We start from the raw sequence: 16,481 nt of genomic DNA, 5'->3' as shown, positions 1-16,481 counted from the left end.
ATGTCAACAGAAGTACATATACTACTTGTAGAAGATACAGACTCAGATGCTGCCCTTATTACAAGGCAAATTCACAAGTTAGATAAAGCATATAAAGTGCAGGTTGTTGATAATCTAGCAGATTTAGAGGTTGCTATAAAGACTTTTAATCCGCAAATGATAATTTCAGATTATAATTTACCTACGTGCTCTGGGATGGAAGTACTAGAAGTTGCTAGAAGTAAATCTCCTACTGCCACCTTCTTGTTTGTTACAGGCACTCTTCAAGATGAAGAACTGGCAGCAGAGACCATTTTAAACGGTGCAGATGGCTTTATTTTAAAAAAACACATGAATGTACTTGCTTCTAAGCTAGCTCCATATATAGATAAAATCAAAAACAGACCTGTTATTGTTCAAAACACTAGAAATCGTATTAAGCAGAGCACAGATCTTGTAAATGATATAAAGGAGTATATGGAGGATATTAATAGAGAAAATATCTCTCATCAAGATCGAATAGCTAAAATAAGAGAGCATCTAGAAAAAATAAAAAACTCATTATGATGTTATAAATTATTTATATAAGCAGTTTATAAAATTTTAGACTTGCTATGATTTAAAAGTATACAATAAACAAAATATGATATATGTTTAAAACCTGTTCAGAACCACTGAGCAGGTTTTTTATTTCATAAAACTTAATTTTTATGGAAATATTAAGCATTTATTAACGAATATCTAACATTGAGATGAGGATTTACGCTTTCGTGAAAGAAAGGCAATTCTTACCTTTCCAGACTTCTTTATAGATCAAATTAAAAAGACTAAATCAATCAAATTGAGAGTGTTACTCTCGTTACAATACTCGCCCACATGGCTGAAGATAAAAAGACTCAAAAAAACCAACAACAAATTAATATTGAACTAGATGAGGCAGTTGCACAAGGCACTTATTCAAATCTGGCTATTATCAATCATTCTGTTTCAGAATTCGTAGTAGACTTTGTAAATATTATGCCCGGTACGCCTAAGAGCAAGGTAAAGAGCCGTATCATATTAACGCCGCAACATGCTAAGAGACTTGCAAAGGCATTAGCCGAAAATGTAAAACGCTTTGAAAATGCACATGGTGTAATAAAGGATTATGAAAGACAACCTGTTCCATTAAATTTTGGACCAACTGGTCAAGCTTAATTTTATTTATTGGTATAGTTTGTGATGAGCTGATCCATAATTAATTAGCTCTACATAAACGCAAGGTAATATTACATATGAATAGTTTACTTATAAAAACATCCCTATGATTTTAGAAGCACTCAAAAATGGAACGTCGTCTATTCACGATACGGTAGAAAAGAATAATTTAACTAATTATATTATGGATGGTTCTATTGATCAAGATCAATATGAATCATTACTACGTCATAATTTTAAAGTATACAAAGCTGTAGAAGATTTTATAAATGGTCGTTATGAGATGTTGCCACTAGGACTGAAACCTTTTGCAGGTTATGAAAAAACAAATGCGCTTGCCAAAGATATTACAGCTTTTTCAAGTTTACCGCTGCCAGAGCCTATGCGTATCACTGGAGCTAGAGATGAGGCAACTTTAGTAGGTAAGTTGTACGTCATAGAAGGGTCTATGATAGGCGGAATTATGATGAGCAAAAAGCTTAAGTCTTGTAGTAATTTATCACATATTGAGCATCATCATTTTTTTAATGGAAATGTTAATGATGGTTTGTTGAGATGGAACGTGTTCAAAGAGGCTGTAAATTCTTTAGACTTTAGCTATGAAGAAATTAAAACCGCAGTTAAAAGCGCAAAAGCTACTTTCAAATTGTTTAAGAAGGCCTACAAAAAAGAGCTTATCTAGCATTCACATATAATTATACATTCTGGTTAAAGCATGGTTAAAAGTGGCATGATTCATTTTTTATAAGTAAATATTCCTGAACTTCATGGTCAATAAGTAAATACATGAAATCATACAGACTAAGAATTGAACAAGTAGACGACTTCGTACCTGAAATTGCAAAGGCCTTTGGAGTTAATTTCACAAATAATTTTGGTGAATTTGCAATGCAAATTCCAACACATTTGGGTAAAGGTTTCATAAAAGGTATTAATTTTCCTAACGGTATCGGTCTTCACATCATTAATGGTGATATGATAGACGATACCGAACTTTATTTTGAGAATAATGGGATGAATTCCCTGCGTTTCATTTATTGCATGAAAGGGGAGGTAGGTCACAAATTTTCTAGAGATTCTGAAGAAATGGCCATTAGAAGAGCAGAGCATCTTATTGCAGCGCCTAGATATAATGAAGATCAAGTCTATATTATAAAAAAAGAAAAGCCGGCAATTGTTTGCTATTTGGAAATCAACAAGGCGAAATTTCAAGAGCAGCTTTCTTACGACTTATCAAAGGTAGATGAAGTGTATTATCCACTATTTGCAGATGTTAACGCTCTCACTCAAGTTTGCTATAAAGGATACTATAGTTTGCAAATTTCAGATATTATAGACGATATCTTGACTAACGATGATCAAGGTCTAGTGAGAACAAATTATCTTGGAGCAAAGGCATTAGAGTGTACCTCGTTGATGCTTAAATTATTTAAGGAAGATTCTCTTGAAGGTAATAAGCGTACCACACTTAGATTATCAGATTTAGATAACATTGCAGCAGCTGTTCAGTATATAGAAAAGCATATTTCTGAGCTCGTAACTATTCCAGAAATTGCAGAAGTTGTGGGTATCGAAACTTACAGACTGCAAGATGGCTTCAAACGCAATTACGGTATGACTGTAAATGATTATATCAAGGAGTTTAGACTTAAAAGAGCACTGACTATGCTCACCTCAGAGGATAAAAATGTTTCAGAGGTAGTATATGCACTTGGGTTGTCTAGTCGAAGTTATTTCTCAAAAATTTTTAAGGAGAAATACGGTATTAGTCCTTCTTCTTTGCGACGAAATCCAGACATTTAAGATAGTTTTTCTAGAGATGAGGTAGTCCAAGCTTCAGGCTTTGCGCTAAACTTGGTTTTTGTTTCTGCCCAAATTCCCTTAAAAAGTTCTGAGTTCCGATAATTCTGTAGTGCTTCGTCAGATATCCAGTGGCTATGTGTGAAGAAAATGCATGGATCATCTTCACCACGTAATAGTTCTAAATATAGGCATCCATTAGATGCTCTAATTTTCTCTTTTACTTTCTCAAAATTTGATAGAAAAGCTGGTATCTCGCTTTCGCGAAAGCGTAATTTTACAAGTCTTACGATCATTTATCTATAAAGTTAATCATTACAGTATCTCTATAATTGAGGCCAAAGAGACTTGCCGCACTTCCTACAGTACTTGGATTACTCTTATAGATAGCAAGCTCTACATATCCACCAGAATTAAAAACAGCCAGTTTTTTGCCTTCTTCTTCTCGTTTAGATTTATCAATAGTAAAATTTATTGCGTCACTGTATTGATTGTGAATTTTTGAAATATCTGCACCTCTCGCTTGAAGCTTGTAATCACGCCCTTTTCCTATCTCATCAAAGAGTTTTTTTGTGATATTACTAATCACATTACCGTAATTATCAATGTAAATTACATTTCCAGAAATTTGATTTCGAGAGGTGTTTATTACAGGAGAAATTCCTGTAAGTTGTCTGATGGTATCTATATTTTTTCCTATAACTCCTAATGTTCCGCCACGTGCAATGTGGCAAGCAGTTTTTACAAAGACGTCAAGCACGGTGAAGTTGGTTTGCGTGCGGTCATGAATATTTATCTCTACTTTTTCCTCAGGTACTATATCTTTAGTTAGGAGAGAAATAATACCATTGTTAGCACATATAAAGTAATGACCGTCTAGTTTTACAGCAATATGATTAGTCTCTGGTGTAAGCTCACTATCTACACCTATAACGTGTATGGTTCCTTTGGGGAAATTTTGATAAGCATTTTGAATAATGTATGCTGCCTCCATAAGGTGAAAAGGGGAAACAGAGTGCGATATATCTACAATGCGTACTTCTTCTAACTCTGAATATATAGCACCCTTCACAGCACCTGCAAAGGGATCTTTCTCTCCAAAATCTGTAGTAAGAGTGATAATTTTCATCGAGTTATGTGTGTATGCTTATTAAAAAGCATATAATTCTGTTATAGTTATAAACTAAAATTTTTTATTATTTCTTAACTTAGAAAGGCATGAGTTATGCAAATGCTGGTTAAAAAAGACGTATTTTAGTAGTAAACAAATCTAAAATATTTTACGGACGTAACTCACTAAATCCTTCTGCCTTTTGAACGAATTAATCTTAGAACTCTCAGAAATCAATCCGCGCGAATTTTTCGGTCAGCGTAACTCAAATATCGAACTTTTAAAACAGTATTACCCTAAGCTTAAAATTGTTGCCAGAGGTAACAAAATTAAAGCCTATGGTGATGAAGATCTCCTTGAGGAGTTTGATAGGCGTATGACAATGCTTATGGAGCACTTTGGTAAATACAATAAGCTCGATGAGAATTCTATTGAACGCGTATTGACTAGTGTAAGCAAAGCAGATTATGAAACTCCAGTTGAAAGCGGGGATACACTTGTACATGGTGTAAGTGGTAAGCTTATAAAGCCGCAAACTGCAAACCAGCGAAAACTTGTTGAGTTGGCAAAGAAGAATGACTTAACATTTGCCATAGGACCAGCAGGTACCGGAAAAACATATGTGGGAGTGGCACTTGCTGTCAAGGCACTCAAAGAAAAACAAGTAAAGCGCATTATACTCACGCGTCCAGCAGTTGAAGCTGGCGAAAATTTAGGTTTTTTACCAGGAGATTTAAAAGAAAAACTAGATCCCTATATGCAGCCACTTTATGATGCATTGCGCGATATGATACCTCATGAAAAGCTAGAGACTTTTATTGAAAAGGGAGTTATACAGATTGCTCCTATGGCGTTCATGCGCGGTCGTACCTTAGATAATGCGTTTGTGATTCTTGATGAGGCGCAAAACACAACACACGCTCAGATGAAAATGTTCCTTACTCGTATGGGTCGCAATGCCAAATTTATGATTACAGGAGATCCAGGGCAAATAGATTTACCAAGGAGAGTTACCAGTGGTCTCAAAGAGGCACTTCTTATTTTAAAAACTGTACAAGGAGTTGGTATGGTTTACTTAGATGATAAAGATGTAGTACGCCATCCTCTAGTTAAGAAAATGATTGCAGCTTATAGAGAGATAGAAAATAGAAATGATTAATTTTTGTTAAGCATAATGCTTGATTAAGCATTTAGAATTTTACTTTTGAAAAATAAATAATCGTGTTGTTTTAATGCCTTAAAAGGTTTATCACAACTGTTCAAACAAACCTATAGTGAACACTATTACAGACACTAATTTTAACTTCCCTGGTCAGAAATCTATCTATAAGGGTAAAGTGAGAGAAGTCTACACGCTCGAAGATGATTTATTACTGATGGTTGCAACAGATAGGCTTAGTGCCTTTGATGTGGTAATGCCTAAGGGAATTCCTTTTAAGGGACAAATCTTAAATCAGATTGCTACTAAAATGATGAAGGATACAGAAGACCTAGTGCCTAACTGGCTCGTGGCTACGCCAGATCCTAATGTGGCAATAGGGAAGCGATGTGAGCCTTTTAAAGTGGAGATGGTAATACGTGGATACATGTCTGGTCATGCTGCTCGTGAGTATAAGGCGGGACGCAGAGTTCTTTGTGGTGTTGAAATGCCAGAAGGGATGAAAGAAAATGATGCATTTCCAGCGCCTATTATTACACCAGCGACTAAGGCAGAGATGGGTGACCACGATGAGGATATCTCAAGAGAAGATATTATTAAAAAGGCTATCGTTTCAGAAGAAGATTACCTAGTGCTAGAAGATTACACATGCAAGCTTTTTCAAAGAGGAAGTGAGATAGCAGCATCTAGAGGACTTATATTGGTTGACACCAAGTATGAATTTGGAAAAACAGCAGATGGTGAGATTGTTCTCATAGATGAGATACATACTCCAGACTCTTCTCGTTACTTCTATGCCGAAGGTTATGAGGAGCGTCAAGCAGCTGGCGAAGCTCAAAAACAACTATCTAAAGAGTTTGTGAGACAGTGGCTCATCTCAAATGACTTTCAAGGTCTAGAGGGACAAAGGGTGCCTGAGATGACAGACGAGTACATTGAGACTGTATCAGAAAGGTATATTGAGTTGTATGAGAATATTACGGGAGACGCTTTCGCGAAAGCGGATACTTCAAATATCCTTAATCGTATCGAGAAGAACGTGCTCGCATACCTTGCAAAATAAGAGCATAGCATCTTAAAAATTAATAAGCCCTTTCGTTACGAAGGGGCTTTTTTTGTGTTACGCTTTCGCGAAAGCGTACTTATATCACTTACTAAAATCTAATTCAAACTTTGAAATCATTTGCAGTAAGACTTCCTCAGTTTCTGTAAAAAATGGTCTTGCTCCTTGATGAGCATCTACCTTTTTAAACTCAGCGACGATAGATCCAGACTCATAGGCATCTACTATTTGAGGATGCACATAGTACTTGCGACATACGTTGCGTGTGTTACCTAGAGCTTTTGCAGCGGCATCAAAAGCGGTGAGTATGTTTGCTTTGTTTTCTTTTGCGTCTTCTGTGTAGCCTAGGTCGTGCACGGTTTCAAAAAAAGTTTTTGTAGCTCCCCAAGTTCTAAAATCCTTTGCCGAAAACAAGTCTCCGCTTAGCTCGTGTATATAATTGTTTACCATCGAGCTATCTACGCGGTGCTTTTCGCCATTTGCATCATAAAATTGAAATAACTCCCAGCCAGGTATTTCTTCGCAACGGTTTACAAGCTTTGCGAGTTTCTTATTGCGTAGGGTGATGTTGTGCTTTTTACCTTTTTTACCCACAAACTCAAAGCGGATTTTTTCCTTGGTGGTTGTCACGTGTCTGGTGCGTAAGGTAGAGAGGCCGTAGGTTTTATTGCGCTTTGCGTAGTAGTCGTTACCTATGCGTATGTGGGTTTCTTCCATAAGCCTGAGGACAAGTGCAAGTACCTTGCGTTTTGACATCTCTGGAGCATCAAGATCCTCATCTATGCGCTCGCGTATGCTAGGCAGTGCGTTTCCAAAATTGGCTAGTTTATAAAACTTAGTTTGGTTTCTAATTTTTGACCACAGATCGTGATATCGGTATACTTTTCTGTTTTTAGCATCTCGTCCTACCACTTGTAAATGTCCGTTAGGAGGATATGCAATGCGCACTTTCTCCCAGTTAGGCGGTATTACGAGATTATTGATGCGATCTAGTTCCTTCTCGTCCTCAAGAGGTTTATCATTAAAGTAATAATGAAAGTTTTTCTTCTTCTTTTTCCTTCTTATGTTGAGGTCTGCATCAGAGACGTAAATGAGATTTGCTGCGGCTGCAGTTTCCTCTGGGTTTCTCAGGATGTTTTCAATTTGGTTGGCGGTGAGTGTCATAATAGTAAATTTAGTTATGAAAACAAATGACTGTTCAAAAATATATGTGAACGTTTTGGTAAACTGCTCTTAATTTTTGTTTCTTCACCATATAAATAGACCTTGTATGCAAGCACAACCATCATTTTACGATCAGGCTAATGAACTTATAGCAGATTTTTCTAGCGCTATGTGGGGAATCCCGCTCGTATGCTTACTTATAGGTGGCGGTTTGTTTTTGCTCATCTATTCGAGGTTTTTACCGTTTAGATATCTAGGTCATGCTGTTGCAGTACTGCGAGGGAAATATGATGGAGAAAACGACGAAGGAGAGATCACACACTTTCAGGCGCTCACTACAGCGCTTAGTGCAACTGTGGGTATGGGTAACATCGCAGGTGTGGCAGTAGCAATTGCGATAGGAGGTCCAGGTGCTGTTTTCTGGATGTGGATGAGTGCCATTGTGGGTATGGCAACAAAGTTTTTTACAGGCTCACTTGCCATAATGTATAGAGGTAAAGATAGTGAGGGCAAAACACAGGGAGGACCTATGTATTTTATCACAGAAGGAATGGGTAAAGCTTGGAAACCGCTTGCCGTAATTTTTAGTATTGCGGGACTCGTGGGAGCATTGCCGGTTTTTAATGTAAACCAACTCACACAGGCGGCAAATGATATTTTACTCGTTCCGCAGGGTGTTGAGGTAGGTTTTACTTCGAATTTAATTATTGGTCTTGTGCTTGTTGCAATTACTTCTGTAGTAATTTTAGGAGGTCTCGATCGTATTTCAAAAACAGCTGCCAAACTTGTTCCAGCCATGGTGCTCATCTATTTTGTAGCGGTAATGGCAATACTCTTTGTAAACATAGATGTAGTTCCTAAGTATCTAGGTCTCATATTTACAGACGCCTTCTCTGCTGATTTTTATACGGGAGATAAACTGCTGGGTGGCGTTGTAGGTGGTCTCATATTACTCGGTATTAAACGTGGTGCTTTTTCAAACGAGGCTGGTGTAGGTACGGCACCTATGGCGCACGGCGCTGCAAAAACAGCAGAACCTATACGTGAAGGACTCGTAGCAATGCTCGGTCCAGCAATCGATACCATCGTGGTGTGTACTCTTACGGCGCTTGCGATCTTAGTAACAGATGTATGGCAAACGAGCGATGCAAATGGAGTTACACTTACGGCTTCCGCTTTCGCGAAAGCGTTATCACCTGCAGGTAAATACATATTATTATTGTGCATCGCCGTGTTTAGTATCTCATCACTTTTCTCATATAGTTATTATGGTACCAAGTGTTTGAGTTTCCTTTTTGGAGCACATAATAAAAAGTATTATAACATCGCTTATATCGCAAGTATCTTGATAGGTGCAACTACATCACTTAGTATGATGATTAATTTGATAGACGGATTTTTTGCCATCATGGCAATCCCAACAATGATTGCAACCTTGTATCTCGCACCAAGAGTGATGAAGGAAGCGAGGAGGTATTTTAAGGCTTTAAAAGAATAGAAATATTGATGGCTATTTTCTAAAGTTGGCCAACTGAAGAATTAATACTGTAAGACATAAAAAAAGCTAGGTCATTTAACTTAATAAATGACCTAGCTTTTTTATCTAATATCGCCTGTTCAATTACACTTGAATCACCCCAAGATTAAAAGGCTTCTCGATAGGAGCGTGGTCTGCGGCTTCGATACCCATTGAGATCCACTTACGGGTATCTCTCGGGTCTATGATGCCATCTGTCCAAATTCTTGACGCTGCGTAGTATGGTGACACTTGATCATCATAACGAGACTTAATGCGGTCAAAAAGTTCTTTTTCTACCTCTGGTGTAATTTCTTTTCCTTGCTTTTTAAGAGATGCAGTTTCTATCTGTAGTAATACTTTTGCAGCACTATTACCAGACATTACTGCAAGCTCAGCACTAGGCCATGCTACAATAAGTCTTGGGTCGTAAGCTTTACCGCACATTGCATAGTTTCCTGCTCCGTAAGAATTTCCTATAATAATCGTAAACTTAGGCACAACCGAGTTTGAAACAGCATTTACCATTTTTGCTCCGTCTTTAATAATACCACCGTGCTCACTTTTACTACCTACCATAAAGCCAGTTACATCTTGTAAGAATACAAGCGGTATCTTTTTCTGGTTACAGTTGGCTATAAAGCGCGTCGCTTTATCTGCACTGTCTGAGTAGATCACTCCACCAAACTGCATTTCACCTTTTTTAGTTTTTACAAGATTGCGCTGATTTGCAACTATACCTACTGCCCATCCATTAATGCGAGCGTATCCTGTAAGGATTGTTTGCCCGTATCCTTCCTTATACTCATCAAACTCTGAGTTATCTACTAGTCTATCAATAATGTCACGCATGTCATATTGATCTGCACGAGAAGCAGGTAATAGTCCGAAAAGTTCTTCTGGATCTTTTGCAGGCTTTGCAGGTTCAATACGGTTGTAACCTGCTTTTGTATAATCGCCTATTTTTCCCATCAATTTTTTAATGGTATCAAGAGCGTCTTTGTCATCTTTAGACTTGTAATCTGTTACACCAGAAATCTCACAGTGCGTAGTGGCTCCTCCTAATGTCTCATTATCTATAGACTCGCCTATTGCTGCTTTTACAAGGTAGCTTCCCGCAAGGAAAATACTTCCCGTTTTATCTACTATAAGCGCTTCATCACTCATAATAGGTAAGTATGCACCACCGGCAACACAGCTACCCATTACAGCAGATATTTGCGTAATACCCATACTACTCATCACCGCGTTGTTGCGGAAGATGCGTCCAAAGTGCTCCTTGTCTGGAAAAATCTCATCTTGCATAGGGAGATAAACACCTGCACTATCTACTAGGTAGATGATAGGCAGCTTATTTTCCATTGCGATTTCTTGCGCTCTTAAATTTTTCTTCCCTGTTATAGGGAACCAAGCTCCAGCCTTTACAGTAGCATCATTTGCAACAATGAGACATTGCTTGCCAGATACGTACCCTATTTTTACAACCACACCACCAGAAGGGCAACCGCCGTGTTCTTCATACATACCTTCACCCGCAAAAGCAGCAATCTCGATACACTTGTTTGGGTTATCTACTAGGTAATCTATTCGCTCGCGAGCAGTCATTTTACCTTTTGCTTTATGCTTATCTATTCTTTTCTGACCACCGCCAAGTTTTACTTCGGCAAGGCGGTTTCTCATATCTGATAAGAGTAACTTATTATGATCTTCGTTTTTATTGAATTTTAAATCCATAAAATGTGTGTGTGCTTGAATGTTTTTCTGTCTATAAAGGTAAGTATTGTAGCACAAGCTTGAAATGAGAATTGTAAAAATTACCAGCTACCCAAATTCCAATAAATAACCGATATTTGTAGCTTATCTTATTTAATAAGATTTTCCCTAAAAATTAAACTATGGGTATGAATAAAAATACCGTTCTGGCTTGGGCCACTTTTATAATGATTTTAGTAGGCTTAGGACTTATTGCTCTAGGCGTTTTTAGATATACTGATGTAGCCGGCTGGGGTTTTGCATCTGTGGGTATTGGCTTTTTTGCTATTGCTTGGGTATTTAATGCCCTTAAGGGGCGCGTATAATGTACAAGGATGCTTGAGGATTTTAAGCACCATATCGCACAAGATTTACCATTTCTTCTTGATAGTAAGATACTCGTTACTGTAAGTGGCGGGCTTGATAGTATGCTCTTATTATTGCTATGTCGTCAGGCCGGGCTTACCATGAGTGTAGCACACTGCAATTTTAATTTAAGAGGAGTAGAGAGTGACGGTGATCAAGTTTTTGTTGCAAGCTATTGTACGCTCCACAACATTCCTATTTATATAAAGGGGTTTGATACTTCCGCTTACGCGAAAACTTCCAAGACATCAACTCAGATAGCAGCAAGAGAACTTCGCTATCAATGGTTTAAAGAACTTTCGGTTGCCGAAGATTTCGACTACATTTTAACTGCTCATCATCTCAATGATGATTTGGAGACATTTCTCATTAATTTAGGTCGCGGTACAGGTATAAAAGGACTCACAGGAATCCCTGTGGTAAATGGAGAGATTGTGAGGCCGTTGCTCAAATTTTCGCGAAAGCAAATAAGAAATTATGCTTTAAAAGAAGGTTTGCAATGGCGAGAAGATAGCAGTAATGGAACAGATAATTATGTGCGTAATCATATACGCCATCATGCAATACCTAATCTAGAGGAAGCTCAACCCAATATCCTCAAAGGGTTGCAGCATACGCAGGAGCACTTAAAACAAAGTGAACGTTTACTGAAAGTTTATACAGACCAATTACGACAACAGTTTATGACTGTTTCTAACGGTGATGAAGTCATGGATCTAGTTGAACTAGCAAGTCATCCAGAACCAGAAGCCGTGTTGTATCAATTATTATCCCCTTATGGGTTTACTGCTTGGGATGACATTTATAAGTTGCCACAGGCGCAGTCTGGAAAAGAGATAACCTCTAGTACGCATCGCTTATTAAAAAATAGAGAGAAGTTAATTATTTCTGTAATTAAGATGGAAACCACACGTTCTTATCAATGGCAGCAAGGAGAGGAACGTATTAAAGGAGATTTTGGAATACTGTCTGTGGGAGAAGGACCTGTTGTAACTAGTTTATCTAAAAAAGAGATAGTAGTAGATGCATCGCTTATAGGGTACCCACTCACCATCAGAAAGTGGAAAGATGGTGATTACTTTTATCCTTATGGGATGAAAGGAAGGAAGAAGTTGAGTAAGTATCTTAAAGATGAAAAGTTATCTTTGATAGCAAAGAAAAAGGTCTGGCTTTTGTGCAGTGATAATGCTGTAATATGGGTGATAGGCCACAGAGCAGACGACCGTTTTAAAGTAGTAGATACTACACTAAAAACAATAAAATTTACAATCGTATGACGCGTAAAGCATTCATTATAGCAACTTCTCTACTATTATTTATAGTAAGTGGAGTGGCCGCACAAGGATTTGGCATCACTCAAGTAACACTTGATCCCGTAGCCTGGGAAGGATCTGTAGAGAAAGTGTCAGACACTGAGTATGTCTTGCATTACCAAGCCACTGTAGAAGATGGATGGTATATCTATGCTCAAGAAACTCCAGCTGGAATTCCTTTTAACTTTGAGTTTTTACAAAAGGATGCAGGTGTTATCCGTGAGAAATTTGCACGAGAGAGCGAGACCAAAACCGCTTACGATGAGATTTTTGAAGAGGATGTGATTAAATATGCAGGACAGCGTCCTAAGCTATCTATGCCTATTACGCTAACAGATAAAGATATTACCATTGTCAAGTCGGTTATAAACTATCAGGTATGTAAAGAAGTGTGTATTCCACAAGACTTTTATATTGCTCACAACCTCAAAACGGGTAAAGTCAAAGCCTTTACAGATTATAATGAGTTTGAAAAATATGGAGCAACACCAGCACAAAAAGATAAAGGAGAAGAAGAGGAAGGTGTGATAGATGATAATGGACCTAGTAACAAAGGTTCGTGGGCTACATTTTTTCTATCTTTTCTAGGAGGTCTTGCAGCTCTTTTTACCCCTTGCGTGTTCCCTATGATCCCTATGACGGTGAGCTACTTTACAAAACAAAGTAAATCTCGAGCTGCTGGTATACGTAATGCTATCATTTATGGCATCTCTATCATTATTATATATGTAGTACTGGGACTCACAGTAACTGGTATTTTTGGAGCTACCGCAATTGTTGAGGTCTCTACTAGTGTTACTTTTAATCTAGTGTTCTTTATATTACTAGTAGTATTTGCCGTTTCATTTTTCGGAGCCTTTGAGATTATGCTTCCTCAAAAATGGGCAAATAAGATAGACAGCAAAGCAGATCGTGGAGGATTTGCAGGTATATTTTTTATGGCGCTTGCACTCGCTATCGTTTCCTTTAGCTGTACGGGTCCTATAGTAGGCGTTGCACTAGTACAATCTATCACAGAAGGCGGTATTACCCCAGTTATAAGTATGCTTGGATTCTCTACTGCGATAGCGCTGCCATTTGCATTATTTGCAATGTTTCCAGGGTGGTTAAATAGTTTGCCAAAATCTGGCGGATGGCTTAACACAGTAAAAGTAGTTTTAGGATTTTTAGAGCTTGGACTAGCACTTAAATTTTTATCAAATGCAGATTTGGTAATTGATGGTCATTACCTAGAGCGCGAGGTGTTTTTAGTATTGCTTATTGCAATCATGGTTGGGCTAGCACTATATTTATTTGGTAAAATCCAACTATCACATGACACAGAAGTAAAGAATATCTCTGTGGGCAGATTACTACTTGGGATAATGACTACTGCTTTCATTTTATACCTCATTCCTGGATTATGGGGTGCGCCACTTAAACTTATAAGTGGTTTCCCACCGCCTATGAATTATAGCGAGTCGCCTTATGGAATAGGAGGGCAGCCTACACTCTCTAATAGTACGGCAGAGTTTCCAGAAAATGCAGAAATAGGACCGCACGGATTATTATCCTTTACAGATTATGAAGCAGGTATGGAGTATGCTCGTAATGAGAGCAAACCTGTACTGCTAGATTTTACTGGAAAAGCTTGTGTAAACTGTCGTCGTATGGAAGAGCTAGTGTGGTCTAAACCGGGCGTGTTAAATATCTTAAAGAATGATGTTGTTTTGATATCTTTATACGGAGACTCTCAAGAAGAGCTTCCAGAAGCCGAGCAGGGAGTAAGTGCTTCAGGACGTCGCATTAAAACAGTAGGTAACAAGTGGAGTAACTTCCAGATAGAACGTTATAATCTTGTCGCAGCACCATATTATGTAATGCTGGATCATGATGAAAAACCGTTAAACAAGCCTGTAGCTTATACTCCTGATGCAAAAAAGTATGAAAACTGGCTTAAAACTGCCATCACAACCTTTAACAATCAATAAATGAATTACACCTTTAAACTACTTTGTATAGTATGCTTTTTTGCTTTCGCGAAAGCGTCATCTGCACAATCTCGAGAAACTATTTTGGATACCACCTATCAAGTTTCTGAGCATTATAACAAACAAGAAGTGCGTATCAAAATGAGAGATGGCGTGCATCTTCATACAACCATTTACTCTCCAAAGGATACCTCAAAATCGTATCCTATTCTAATGCAGCGCACGCCATATAGTTCAAAGCCTTATGGTGAGGGGCAAATGCGTACGGCGATAGCTCCTAATGCTTATTTAATGCAGGAGGGTAATATTATCGTATATCAAGATGTGCGTGGTCGCTGGATGAGTGAAGGTAAGTATGATAACATGCGAGCATTTATTCCTAATAAAACAGGAACCCAAATAGATGAAGCTAGTGATACCTATGATACGATAGAGTGGTTAGTAAATAACGTAGAGAATAATAACGGAAACGTAGGGACATGGGGTATTTCTTACCCTGGGTTTTATGCAACTTATTCTTTGTTAAGTGGTCATCCAGCTTTAAAAGCGGCATCACCACAAGCATGTATAGGCGATTTCTTTTTTGATGATTTTCATCATAACGGAGCTTATTTGTTAAGCTACTGGAGAGCAACTGCAGTTTTTGGTTACCAGAAAGATGCTCCTACTACAGAGTCTTGGTATGATTTTCCAGATTTAGATAGTGATGACCAGTTTGACTTTTTCTTGAAAACAGGTCCTTTATCAAACTTGGATAAATATTATGATGAGACTAATGAGTTCTGGACGCAATTAAAAGAACATCCTAACTATGATGAGTTCTGGCAATCTAGAGGGCTTATACAGCACCTAGAAAATATAGAGCCAGCCGTAATGGTTGTAGGAGGACTATATGATGCCGAAGATTTATACGGACCTTGGGAGACGTACAAGAACATCGAGAAACGCAGTAATAATTACAATACGGTTGTTTTTGGACCTTGGAGTCATGGAGACTGGGCTCGTAATAAGCCGAGACAAGCAGTGGGTAATGTATATTTTGGTGATAATATTTCAGATTATTTTCAAAGAGATATTGAGACAAAATTCTTTAATCACTTCTTAAAGGGTGGTGATAAAGACGGAGCTACAGGATTGCCAGAAGCACATATATTTGATTCAGGAAGTAAAGAGTGGAACTCTTTTGAACAATGGCCACCTAAAAAGGCTATGCCGGCTTCATTCTTCTTAGGAAAAGATAATGCACTTACTGGAAGCCCTTCCAGTAAATACGATGCAGAGAAGTTTGTAAGTGACCCAGCAAACCCAGTTCCGTATGCAGAAGGTAAAAAGATGGTATTTACACCACGTAAATACATGTCTGACGATCAGCGATTTGCTGCAGCGCGTGAGGATGTATTGGTATATGAAACACCGGTACTTGATGATGATTTGACGCTAGTAGGAGACATCATGGCAAAACTTAATGTAGCCACTACAGGAACATCTGCAGATTGGATTGTAAAAATTATTGATGTGTACCCAGATGATGTTCCTAATACTCAAGAAACAGAAGAAGGTGTAGAGATGGCAGGATATCACCAGATGGTACGTAGTGAGGTAATGCGCGGTCGTTTTAGAAAGAGCTTTGAGCGCCCTCAACCATTTGTTGCCGGAGAGAAAGATGAGGTTTTTGTTAAGCTACAAGACGTGCTTCATACTTTTAAGAAGGGACACAAATTGCAAGTACAAATACAAAGCACATGGTTTCCTCTTATAGATTTAAATCCGCAAACGTATGTGGATAATATCTTTGAGGCAAAAGAAGAAGATTTTACTAAACAAACACATAGCGTGTTCCACTCTTCAAAAATTGAATTTAATATTCTTACCAAATAAGAGTACTAATCAATAATCACAATAATCAAAAAAGCCTGAGAAACTAATTTCTCAGGCTTTTTTGTGTAAAGTATAGTTTTAAAAAGAAAAACACCCCTGCTAAGCAGGGATGCCTTTCACCCCTAAATTCATGATAGCTAAATGAATAGCTCACAGTCCCCTAATTTCTTAGGAGCGCCAAATATAACTTACATTTTTTACTTAGCGATAATA

General features: G+C 38.0%; 15 protein-coding genes. 11 read left to right on the top strand and 4 right to left on the bottom strand.

Features of this window, described 5'->3' with window-relative positions; genetic code table 11:
• The 4 genes from KRODI_RS01765 to KRODI_RS01750 all read left to right on the top strand — a co-directional run bounded on the left by KRODI_RS01765 (nucleotide 1) and on the right by KRODI_RS01750 (nucleotide 2,979).
• Complete coding sequence (locus tag KRODI_RS01765) at nucleotides 1-546, top strand: response regulator (RefSeq protein WP_013749853.1); 546 nt, start codon at nucleotides 1-3, stop codon at nucleotides 544-546.
• Between the two features lie 309 nt (nucleotides 547-855).
• Nucleotides 856-1,176 carry a DUF3467 domain-containing protein gene (locus tag KRODI_RS01760; RefSeq protein WP_013749852.1) on the top strand — a complete coding sequence of 107 codons (321 nt, stop codon included), beginning with the start codon at nucleotides 856-858 and terminating at the stop codon, nucleotides 1,174-1,176.
• 106 nt (nucleotides 1,177-1,282) lie between these two features.
• On the top strand, nucleotides 1,283-1,858 hold the full coding sequence (locus KRODI_RS01755; RefSeq protein ID WP_013749851.1) for a biliverdin-producing heme oxygenase: 576 nt from the start codon (nucleotides 1,283-1,285) through the stop codon (nucleotides 1,856-1,858).
• A 104-nt stretch (nucleotides 1,859-1,962) separates the two neighbouring features.
• Nucleotides 1,963-2,979, top strand: a complete 1,017-nt coding sequence (locus KRODI_RS01750; protein WP_013749850.1) for a helix-turn-helix domain-containing protein — start codon at nucleotides 1,963-1,965, stop codon at nucleotides 2,977-2,979.
• Here the strand turns inward: KRODI_RS01750 and KRODI_RS01745 are convergent.
• Both KRODI_RS01745 and KRODI_RS01740 read right to left on the bottom strand, forming a co-directional pair.
• Nucleotides 2,976-3,272 (bottom strand): putative quinol monooxygenase, encoded by a 297-nt coding sequence (locus KRODI_RS01745; protein WP_013749849.1) that lies wholly within the window; start codon nucleotides 3,270-3,272, stop codon nucleotides 2,976-2,978. The two genes, KRODI_RS01750 and KRODI_RS01745, sit on opposite strands and share 4 nt — an antisense overlap.
• Nucleotides 3,269-4,105 (bottom strand): S-adenosyl-l-methionine hydroxide adenosyltransferase family protein, encoded by an 837-nt coding sequence (locus KRODI_RS01740; RefSeq protein WP_013749848.1) that lies wholly within the window; start codon nucleotides 4,103-4,105, stop codon nucleotides 3,269-3,271. The genes KRODI_RS01745 and KRODI_RS01740 overlap by 4 nt, the downstream gene beginning before the upstream one ends.
• A gap of 184 nt (nucleotides 4,106-4,289) precedes the next feature.
• On the opposite strand from KRODI_RS01740, the gene KRODI_RS01735 reads away from it, so the two are divergent.
• Together KRODI_RS01735 and KRODI_RS01730 are read left to right on the top strand one after the other, a co-directional pair.
• Entirely contained in the window at nucleotides 4,290-5,246 is a 957-nt protein-coding gene (locus KRODI_RS01735; protein WP_013749847.1) for a PhoH family protein, read from the top strand.
• A 112-nt stretch (nucleotides 5,247-5,358) separates the two neighbouring features.
• A complete protein-coding gene (locus tag KRODI_RS01730; RefSeq protein ID WP_041295590.1) occupies nucleotides 5,359-6,309 on the top strand; it encodes a phosphoribosylaminoimidazolesuccinocarboxamide synthase in 951 nt (316 codons plus the stop codon).
• 84 nt (nucleotides 6,310-6,393) lie between these two features.
• Here the strand turns inward: KRODI_RS01730 and KRODI_RS01725 are convergent, their stop codons facing one another.
• On the bottom strand, nucleotides 6,394-7,473 hold the full coding sequence (locus KRODI_RS01725; protein WP_013749845.1) for a DNA topoisomerase IB: 1,080 nt from the start codon (nucleotides 7,471-7,473) through the stop codon (nucleotides 6,394-6,396).
• A 106-nt stretch (nucleotides 7,474-7,579) separates the two neighbouring features.
• Between KRODI_RS01725 and KRODI_RS01720 the strand changes: the two genes are divergently transcribed.
• Entirely contained in the window at nucleotides 7,580-8,971 is a 1,392-nt protein-coding gene (locus KRODI_RS01720) for an alanine/glycine:cation symporter family protein (protein ID WP_013749844.1), read from the top strand.
• 123 nt (nucleotides 8,972-9,094) lie between these two features.
• On the opposite strand, the gene KRODI_RS01715 is transcribed toward KRODI_RS01720, so the two are convergent.
• The gene (locus tag KRODI_RS01715) at nucleotides 9,095-10,723 is read right to left on the bottom strand and encodes an acyl-CoA carboxylase subunit beta (protein WP_013749843.1); all 1,629 of its coding nucleotides are present in this window, start codon (nucleotides 10,721-10,723) and stop codon (nucleotides 9,095-9,097) included.
• A gap of 161 nt (nucleotides 10,724-10,884) precedes the next feature.
• Here KRODI_RS01715 and KRODI_RS01710 point away from each other — a divergent pair, with 161 nt between their 5' ends.
• The 4 genes from KRODI_RS01710 to KRODI_RS01695 are packed head-to-tail and all read left to right on the top strand — an operon-like array spanning nucleotide 10,885 to nucleotide 16,268.
• Complete coding sequence (locus KRODI_RS01710; RefSeq protein ID WP_013749842.1) at nucleotides 10,885-11,067, top strand: CAL67264 family membrane protein; 183 nt, start codon at nucleotides 10,885-10,887, stop codon at nucleotides 11,065-11,067.
• 9 nt (nucleotides 11,068-11,076) lie between these two features.
• The gene (gene tilS, locus KRODI_RS01705; protein ID WP_013749841.1) at nucleotides 11,077-12,384 is read left to right on the top strand and encodes a tRNA lysidine(34) synthetase TilS; all 1,308 of its coding nucleotides are present in this window, start codon (nucleotides 11,077-11,079) and stop codon (nucleotides 12,382-12,384) included.
• Nucleotides 12,381-14,390: a protein-disulfide reductase DsbD family protein gene (locus KRODI_RS01700; RefSeq protein ID WP_013749840.1), complete on the top strand. Its 2,010-nt coding sequence runs from the start codon at nucleotides 12,381-12,383 to the stop codon at nucleotides 14,388-14,390. Before tilS ends, KRODI_RS01700 begins: the two co-directional genes overlap by 4 nt.
• Nucleotides 14,391-16,268 (top strand): CocE/NonD family hydrolase, encoded by a 1,878-nt coding sequence (locus KRODI_RS01695; RefSeq protein WP_013749839.1) that lies wholly within the window; start codon nucleotides 14,391-14,393, stop codon nucleotides 16,266-16,268.
• Nucleotides 16,269-16,481 lie beyond the last annotated feature (213 nt).

It is taken from the genome of Dokdonia sp. 4H-3-7-5 (genome assembly GCF_000212355.1).
GTDB lineage: Bacteria > Bacteroidota > Bacteroidia > Flavobacteriales > Flavobacteriaceae > Dokdonia.
This window is presented reverse-complemented; position numbering and strand designations above follow the sequence as displayed.

What these genes read in the sequence shown, in the direction of transcription:
- KRODI_RS01765 (WP_013749853.1), top strand. Translation starts at nt 1, where the DNA reads ATGTCAACAGAAGTACATATACTACTTGTAGAAGATACAGACTCAGAT.
- KRODI_RS01760 (WP_013749852.1), top strand. Translation starts at nt 856, where the DNA reads ATGGCTGAAGATAAAAAGACTCAAAAAAACCAACAACAAATTAATATT.
- KRODI_RS01755 (WP_013749851.1), top strand. Translation starts at nt 1,283, where the DNA reads ATGATTTTAGAAGCACTCAAAAATGGAACGTCGTCTATTCACGATACG.
- KRODI_RS01750 (WP_013749850.1), top strand. Translation starts at nt 1,963, where the DNA reads ATGAAATCATACAGACTAAGAATTGAACAAGTAGACGACTTCGTACCT.
- KRODI_RS01745 (WP_013749849.1), bottom strand. Translation starts at nt 3,272, where the DNA reads ATGATCGTAAGACTTGTAAAATTACGCTTTCGCGAAAGCGAGATACCA.
- KRODI_RS01740 (WP_013749848.1), bottom strand. Translation starts at nt 4,105, where the DNA reads ATGAAAATTATCACTCTTACTACAGATTTTGGAGAGAAAGATCCCTTT.
- KRODI_RS01725 (WP_013749845.1), bottom strand. Translation starts at nt 7,473, where the DNA reads ATGACACTCACCGCCAACCAAATTGAAAACATCCTGAGAAACCCAGAG.
- KRODI_RS01720 (WP_013749844.1), top strand. Translation starts at nt 7,580, where the DNA reads ATGCAAGCACAACCATCATTTTACGATCAGGCTAATGAACTTATAGCA.
- KRODI_RS01715 (WP_013749843.1), bottom strand. Translation starts at nt 10,723, where the DNA reads ATGGATTTAAAATTCAATAAAAACGAAGATCATAATAAGTTACTCTTA.
- KRODI_RS01710 (WP_013749842.1), top strand. Translation starts at nt 10,885, where the DNA reads ATGGGTATGAATAAAAATACCGTTCTGGCTTGGGCCACTTTTATAATG.
- tilS (WP_013749841.1), top strand. Translation starts at nt 11,077, where the DNA reads ATGCTTGAGGATTTTAAGCACCATATCGCACAAGATTTACCATTTCTT.
- KRODI_RS01700 (WP_013749840.1), top strand. Translation starts at nt 12,381, where the DNA reads ATGACGCGTAAAGCATTCATTATAGCAACTTCTCTACTATTATTTATA.
- KRODI_RS01695 (WP_013749839.1), top strand. Translation starts at nt 14,391, where the DNA reads ATGAATTACACCTTTAAACTACTTTGTATAGTATGCTTTTTTGCTTTC.